At 46.6% G+C, this 7,536-nt stretch carries 6 protein-coding genes; 2 read left to right on the top strand and 4 right to left on the bottom strand.

All coding sequences use genetic code 11. The annotated features are described in order from the left end of the window. Positions 1-657, top strand: a 657-nt coding sequence (locus BP97_RS0129400; protein ID WP_028552317.1) for an ABC transporter permease, incomplete at its 5' end; no start/stop codon positions are given. A 54-nt stretch (positions 658-711) separates the two neighbouring features. On the opposite strand, the gene BP97_RS37800 is transcribed toward BP97_RS0129400, so the two are convergent. Next, on the bottom strand, positions 712-2,091 hold the full coding sequence (locus BP97_RS37800) for an ABC transporter substrate-binding protein (protein ID WP_051621040.1): 1,380 nt from the start codon (positions 2,089-2,091) through the stop codon (positions 712-714). 272 nt (positions 2,092-2,363) lie between these two features. Between BP97_RS37800 and BP97_RS39920 the strand changes: the two genes are divergently transcribed. Further along, entirely contained in the window at positions 2,364-2,528 is a 165-nt protein-coding gene (locus tag BP97_RS39920) for an aspartyl-phosphate phosphatase Spo0E family protein (RefSeq protein ID WP_081824422.1), read from the top strand. 120 nt (positions 2,529-2,648) lie between these two features. Here BP97_RS39920 and BP97_RS0129385 read toward each other — a convergent pair whose 3' ends face one another. From BP97_RS0129385 to BP97_RS0129375, 3 genes are all read right to left on the bottom strand, one after another. Beyond that, on the bottom strand, positions 2,649-4,004 hold the full coding sequence (locus BP97_RS0129385) for a TrkH family potassium uptake protein (RefSeq protein ID WP_028552316.1): 1,356 nt from the start codon (positions 4,002-4,004) through the stop codon (positions 2,649-2,651). Positions 4,005-4,184: 180 nt separating this feature from the next. Continuing rightward, positions 4,185-5,531, bottom strand: a complete 1,347-nt coding sequence (locus BP97_RS0129380; RefSeq protein ID WP_028552315.1) for an ABC transporter substrate-binding protein — start codon at positions 5,529-5,531, stop codon at positions 4,185-4,187. A gap of 43 nt (positions 5,532-5,574) precedes the next feature. Beyond that, entirely contained in the window at positions 5,575-7,392 is a 1,818-nt protein-coding gene (locus tag BP97_RS0129375; RefSeq protein ID WP_197035560.1) for a metallophosphoesterase, read from the bottom strand. Positions 7,393-7,536: the final 144 nt, after the last annotated feature.

Raw genomic sequence — 7,536 nt, 5'->3', positions numbered from 1 at the left:
ATCGTCAAGGTGCGCATACCCGATTTGTTGGCCACGCTGGCCGTCATGTACATCATCGGCGGCGTACACAAAACGTACACGAAGGGCTTCTCCATCTATAACAACATGCAAATGCAGGATGGAACCAAGGCACCAGGGAAATTCACCGAATCGTTCCTTTGGATTGGACAAGGTAAGCTGTTCGGGCTTCCGGTACCGGTGCTGCTTATGATCGTAGCTGTCATAGTCGTTCATATATTCTTAACCTACACCCGCTGGGGCCGCCAGTTGTACGTAACAGGCGGCAACAAAGAGGCAGCACGCCTCTCCGGTATATCGGTCAGTCGTGTTCGTACGTTAGCGTATGTGCTCTCCGGCATCTTCGCAGCCATCGGCGGTATCTTGTTCGCCGCACGCGTCGGCTCGGGACAGATTGATGCAGGGGCTCCGCTTCTGATGGAATCGGTAGCGGCTGTATTCGTCGGCTTCTCCGTCTTCGGAGCCGGTAAGCCTAACGTCATCGGTACGTTCTTCGGTGCCGTACTGATTGGGGTGCTGTTGAACGGTTTGACCATGCTCAACCTGCCTTACTATGCCTTTGACATTATCAAAGGCACCGTGCTTGTATTGGCACTTGCCATTACATTCATCCATTTGACTCGCAGACGTACTTCTTAAACTATCGGATTGAAAATAGCGCTGCCGCCCTTTCGGGTAGCAGCGCTATTTTCGTTATTTCTTCTCGCTTCCTGCCGGAGGATTGTTCTTCTTCTCTTCAACCAGCTTCTGAACGGTTTCTTCCGTCTGGCGCAGAACCGTATTGATATCTACGCTATCCAGCGTATAGGAGTTAAATGCCGTTTCCAGTGCCACCTTCAGCTTATTCGGATCCGCTCCGATCAATCCCTCTGCACGCTTAGGAGGTGTAGGAGCTGGCTTGTGGTAGAACAAAGCCTTAACGTTTTTCCCTTTTAATTCTGGGACATCCTGTCCCAAAGTCTTGAACGCGTCGTTCGTGTTCTTGAGCGACGGCACGGTTGCCAGCTGCTTCGCATCAAGTGCTTGCACTTCATCCGACAATAAGTACGAGATAACAGCAAACGAAATCTCCTTGTGCTGATTCGTCTTCGTAATAAACCAGTAAGCAGAGTTAATTTGTGTTCCTACGCCTGGAGCTTCCTTAAAAGTTGGGATGGATACCATATCCCAGTTTACTTCCGGCGGTATACCTGCATATTGTCCGAATTGGTTGACCATCATGGCAACATTCATATTTTTATTGAAAGCGCCTGCCTCTTCGGTTTGGCTTCTTTTCTTAGGATCACGGTTGTTGTTCGGAATTTCATAGAAGCGTCCCAAGTTCTCTAGCAATCGCTTCCACTTCTCCGTGTCACCAAGCTTATCTGCCTTTGGATCCAGGTAAGGGACAGACAATTGATTATCGCGAAGCACTGCGCCAATAAATGAACTGAATCCCCGATATACCACGCCTCCATCAACGCGGGTCATTTTCTTGGCCAGCTCGTACACTTCGTCCCACGTCATGCCGTCCTTCGGATAAGGTACACCGAACTTATCGAATAACCCCTTGTTATAGAACATCAGCTGCATCCCGCCATATGGCATTGGAAGTCCGTAAATATCTCCGTTAGGGTTCGTATTGCGCATTTGATCAATCAGTGTTGTTTCAAAACGGTTGAGGTCATAGTTGTTGCTCTTGATCAGCTCTCTCATATCATAAGCAAGACCCGGATTAATCAGAAACGAATCAATGTTGGACGTGTTCCCTATCATAATATCTGGATATACGCCAGAAGTTATCAGCTCGTTAATGCCGACTCCCTGTTCCCGCGGAAGAAACTTCACTGTTACATTAGGGAATTTCTCGCGGATTTTATTGCCGTATTTTTTGTCAAACGCATCTTGGTCATCGCCAAAATCCGATTTGAATATTAATGTTACCGGTGCATTAAGATCTACCTTTGCTTTTGCATCTGACTTTGCTTCTTCGCCTGTGCCTGCACCGCCACATCCGGAAAGCACTGTCGTCATGACAGCAGCCGCCAGCAGCACGGAGCCTGTTTTTTTGAATGCCGCCTTGCCTTTTGCCACACCAAATCCCCCTTTATCTAATCCCACTTTCAGGAATATAAGCTCCATTATAGTTAGGAACAACTGACCCAACCATAACGGAAACTAACTTGTTTTTATCGGATACTCATCAATTGTGAATTTTTTAATAAAATGAAACGATCATTATGCCGATATCCTACTTATGGAAAAACAGTTAAATAACTGACCTCCTTGGATGCCGGATTTCCCATTGCATAGTAGACATGATAAAATGGATGTAAGATTTTTGAAGGTAAGGGGATTTATTGATCATGGACTTGGCAGAACAAGTGGAGATACTCAGGGCGAGGCTTGTAGAGCTCGTAAACGTAAAAAATAATTTTTGCGATCAAGAAGTGATTGCCCTTAGTCAGGAACTGGACGTTCTTCTGCTTCTGCTGCAGTTCAAGTCTAAGCAAATGGATTGCAGTCCATGAGAAAGCCTCAATTGAGGTCTTTCGAAGAAGATCGACTGTGTTCAATGATAGAATTTATCACCAAAATAGAAAAAGGAAGGACATCGCCCTTCCCGTCACTATACTATATATTGTAAACCCTTATCCGATAATAAGCCTCTCTTCGGGATAATGCACATCCGCTTTGGCTTTGGTCGGAGTGAATGTCGTCAAGAAAAGTGTCATCCCAATTCTTCCTATATACATCAGAATAATCAGCGTCAGTTTACTCACTGCGGAAAGTTCAGGTGTAATGCCTGTCGAAAGACCGCAGGTACCGAACGCGGAGCAAATCTCGAAGATAACCGCAACCAGGCTGATTCGATGCGATTCCGCTATGAGAATGACGAATGTCCCCAGCACAACAAGCAGCAAGCCCGTCATAAAGTAAACAAAGCTTCTAGTAATATCGTCACGCCGCACCGAACGCCCGAATACCCGTATCTCTTCTTCTCCGCGCATGAACGTAATAATCATCAGCACAATAATCGCCACCGTCGTTGTTCGCACGCCTCCGCCCATACTCGATGGACTGGCTCCGATAAACATCAGTATCGATACGAGCAATTGACTGGCATTGGTCATATCCGCAGGATTCATCGTAGCAAGCCCCGCACTGCGAGAAGTTACCGACGTGAATAATGAATGCATCACCATTTCATACCAGGACATCCCCGCAAAATAATTCGACCCCTCCGTCACGCAGACACCCGCCGCGCCTAACAGCAGCAATATGGCGTAAGTTGTGGTCGTCACTTTGGTATACAGTGTAAAGCGAAACTTCTTATTACCCCCGAACAAGTACTCCCTGACTTCCGCCAATACAGGAAAGCCAATAGCCCCTAACACGATGAGGAGCATAGTAAGCACCTGCACGACGAAGTCATCGGAATAATCGAGCAGCGAATTGCCGAACAAATCGAATCCCGCATTCGTATAAGACGAAACGGAATGAAACAGCCCATGATACATAGCGGTTGAGAATGATTCATAATAACCGGCGAAATAAAAGTAGATTCCGAACAAAATCGTACCTACTCCTTCAAAAAGCAGCGTCATCCCGATGATGAGCTTCATAAGTTGGACCATACCGGATAAATGATAGCGGTTCTGATCGATCATCATCAGCTTACGCTGTGAGAGGCCTATCGGTTTGCCGAACAAGATCCAATAAAAGCTGCCCATCGCCATAACCCCGATACCACCTAATTGGAAGGCGACCATCAGCACAACCGTGCCGAAGTGACTGAACGTTTCTGCTGTACTGACCGTAGTTAGCCCCGTTACACTTACGGCACTTGCCGCAATGAATAAAGAGTCCATAAAGGAAAGTGTAACTCCGGGCTTTAGACTAATAGGTAATATTAGCAGCACCGTTACGATAAAAATTACTATGAAATAAGCAATGACAATAGAATGCACTGCTGATCTCGGTCTTTGCGATTTCTTTTGCGGCATGTTCCCTCACTTCAATCCTTACCCGGATCGACATTCATGATTTTACATTATCATAAGTAAAAGTGCGCCATGAATCAAGTTTTTCTGACGATTTTCGCAGGGACGCCCGAGAATACTTTTAGAACCTATATACTTATATTGACCATTAGCTGATGAAAAATTGCTCTTTAGGATAACGTATTATTTGATCTTTAACTTTTCCTCTTCGATTTGTTTATTCGTCAGTTCTTCCTGGCTCCTCATAATTGTATTAATATCATCATTGGTTGTAACGAGTCGTTTCGTTATCGCTCCCAAATTCGAAATAACGATTGCATCATATTCAGTCGGCGGATTCAATCGGGCTGACTTATTTTTGAAAATGCTTGAGATGTTTTTCCCTTGGAAGCTACCCAGATCGGAAGCATATTTCTTTTGCATTTCCGGTGTGATGATCGAGGATACCTTGCCTTTAGCCGTAACAATAGACTGTACATATTCGGAAGTTAAGAATTCAATGACATCAAATGCTTGTTCCTTATTCTTGCTTTTATTGGAGAGCAGAAATGCCTGAATGTCGTACTCTCGTCCCGTACCGACCGCTTCTTTGAAATTCGGCAGCGATACGATATCCCAGTTAAAGGTCGTCCCTTTGCTGTACGCTTCTTCCAATTGAATGGACGTACCGCTGGCCCAACCCGGCAGCATGGCAACATTTTGACGTTTAATGAAGCTGTCATTACTTTGTCCATACTCATTCTCAGGCATTTCATTATTCGGGATACTGTTTATATCGCGGATCAGCTGAAATACCTGTTTCCAGCGATCCGAGTTGATCGCCGCGGTCATCGTCTCCGGTTTTACCCATGGTAGCGACAGAGCGGAACCTAGGTGACGCGCATCCGTCACTTCTAATCCGCGATATTGCTTGCCGTCGTCGACCCTTGCTACTTTGCGTGCAAGCTCCAATGTCTCTTCCCAATCCATACCATCTTTCGGATACGGTACACCGAATTTATCAAATATATCCTTGTTGTAAAACAATGCACCAAGATTCATGGCAAAGGGCATGGCGATCAATTCGCCTTGACTGCTATAGGAGCGGATCGTTTCAATAGCTCGCGGATCATAAATGCTTAAATTTACGTTTTTGCTTTTGATCAGGCTATCCAGACTTTGGACCAGCTCTAATTTTTGAAGTTCACGGAACTTGGGGTTCGCCGTATAGATTAAATCGGGAAACGTACCCGAGGTTATAAGATCCTGGGGCGACGTTCCTTTTCCGTCCCTCACCAATTTCAATGTGACATAAGGCATTTTGGCCTTTAGCAAACTCACAAAGAGCTCGAATTGTTCGTCAGACAGACTCGACCCGGTCTGGTATAAACTTAAAGTTACGGGAGTCGTATTAGGTTCCTTAACCGCCGATGTTGGCTCTTGTACCCTCGCAGTAGTTTCCGCAGTATTGCTGCACGCCGTCAGTATGAGAGATAGGGACAGCACAATGGCTGCTCCTGTACGATGTAGTCCATGCAAGTTCATGAACATAGACAAACCCCCTTTTCATGTGTGGCGAAAAAATTTCATTGCCTTACAAACCATACTGCCAAAGCTGCAGCTGTGGCCTGATATGCGGACCGCTGGCGGCAACGGCTAGAGCAAAACGTTTTTTCTCGGGATTTTTATCTTTCATTAGTGCCATCACTTTTAATTTCGTCTCTACGGTGCAGCAGACATTCGCAGCCATGTTCCACAAAGAGGCCACACCCGCATCATGGAGCAGTACATATCCTCCGCCAAGACAAACGATCTGCGTCTTTTCGGCCCCGTTTTGACCGCCTTTCAAATGCACCGGATGCTTGCTTAAAGCCGCAGCGTTATGATAGGTCAAATAATAATTGTCACCCTCATTAATAAGTGCCGCACTTTCCGTGCCCTCCATGTCCCAGCAAATGATATCCTGTTCCAGCAGGCTTATCTGTCCGTTAATAAAGCTGTACAGGGCTCCGCTATGTGTATGTACCGCTAGTCCCTTGCCGTAGGCCATTAACCGGGAAATCCTTTCCGGGAACGTATGGACGCATGTTTTTCGCTTCATATGAACCGATTCGTTATCCTTCGTATCGATGGCAAACAATTCGCATCCGCTAGCCGCCCACAAGAGACCCTCCTCGTCATAAGTAATACTTGTAATGCCGTTCTCGAACTCAATAAACTCCTTGTTCCTCCGATCGGGATTCTCTCTGGCAAAACGCCATATATCCTGGATATCCACCCAGAACAACCTGTTATCTGCTGTGTATGCCGCTTCTTCCCTGCCTACGGACACACTGTCAACCGGCGAACCAATATGCAGCGTGCCTAAAATCGCATCAGCGCTGACAGAAGCTTCCCACAAATACCCGTCGTTTGCGGCAACGAGCCAGCGGTCTCCCCCGATATGTGCTATCCCTTGAGCCAGAGGCTCTCCATCACCTAACTGACAAATCTCCACGCAAGTCAGAGGTGTATTATCGTTAGTTGGTACACCTCCCTCTTTAGAAAGCGCTTTATTTTTTTCGCTGACTAAAACGCCTAGAGGACCGGTGGATTTCCAGTCAGCAGCCGGTAAAAGCAAGCGCTGCCGATGATCGAGCGTTCTCACCTGAATACCATTCTCCGAAATGTCCATCACCCGTGACAATCTATCCCCGTCTCTTGTAGCCGATCCATGCACACCCGTTGTGAAGAACGTCGTTCCAAGACGGTTGGTACTGGAATCCGGATATCCGTGACCCAAATGATAATGGGCAGAGAACCAGACAACGATTTCCGGTGTATTGCGGAACAATTGAAACCAGCGCATTGGATCATGATTTTGATCGAGATAGGCATTGGTAGCGCGTACATGAACTCCCGGCACTGTTCTTAGCCCGCACCCTATTGGTGGCGCATGCGTGAACATAATCACCGGTACTCCCTTACGCTCCTGCAGGGTTTGGGCCAGCCAGGAAAACTGCTGCTCCGATACGTAACATTCCTGCACCTGGTAGCAAGAATCGCTCGGCTGCGGGTCCGTGCTGATGAAGATTAATCTAAAGTCTTTTTCTTCAATGACGCCGTAAGCAGATGGTTGCCGGAATAGCCTGATCAGCTCCCTTTCCATCGTTCCATGTTCCTGCCCTTTGTTTCCCGATTCCCTCTGCAAATCATGATTGCCCAATATCGCCCGAATGGGTTTATCGATGCTGGACAGCAGCGAATAGGATTGCTGCAGCCCCTCCGGACTACCGATCAAACGATTGCTGCCAAAATCCCCAAGCGGGACAATCAAATCCGGCGAACATGCCCGGATATCTTCCATGCATTGCGCCGTCCACTCTAGCTCATCCTCTTTCAGATGAAAATCACCTAATACTACAATTCGCAAAATTATCTCTCCTACTCGCAGTCTTTTATTCTGAATGAATGCATCGGCAGCGTGTGCTCTTTCCGAATCACCCTGCCCTCCTTTTTTAATAAAATGATCGATAACGATCATAATATCTTGCGTAAATTTAGTATATCTGCTAAA

This window comes from Paenibacillus sp. UNC451MF (genome assembly GCF_000686845.1).
Classification (GTDB): Bacteria; Bacillota; Bacilli; order Paenibacillales; family NBRC-103111; genus Paenibacillus_S.
The sequence above is the reverse complement of the archived record's forward strand: the minus strand, read 5'-3'. Positions and strand labels throughout refer to the sequence as shown.

Excerpts from the sequence above, each read along its gene's own strand:
- BP97_RS39920 (WP_081824422.1), top strand. The coding sequence starts at position 2,364 with ATGGACTTGGCAGAACAAGTGGAGATACTCAGGGCGAGGCTTGTAGAG.
- BP97_RS0129385 (WP_028552316.1), bottom strand. The coding sequence starts at position 4,004 with ATGCCGCAAAAGAAATCGCAAAGACCGAGATCAGCAGTGCATTCTATT.
- BP97_RS0129380 (WP_028552315.1), bottom strand. The coding sequence starts at position 5,531 with ATGTTCATGAACTTGCATGGACTACATCGTACAGGAGCAGCCATTGTG.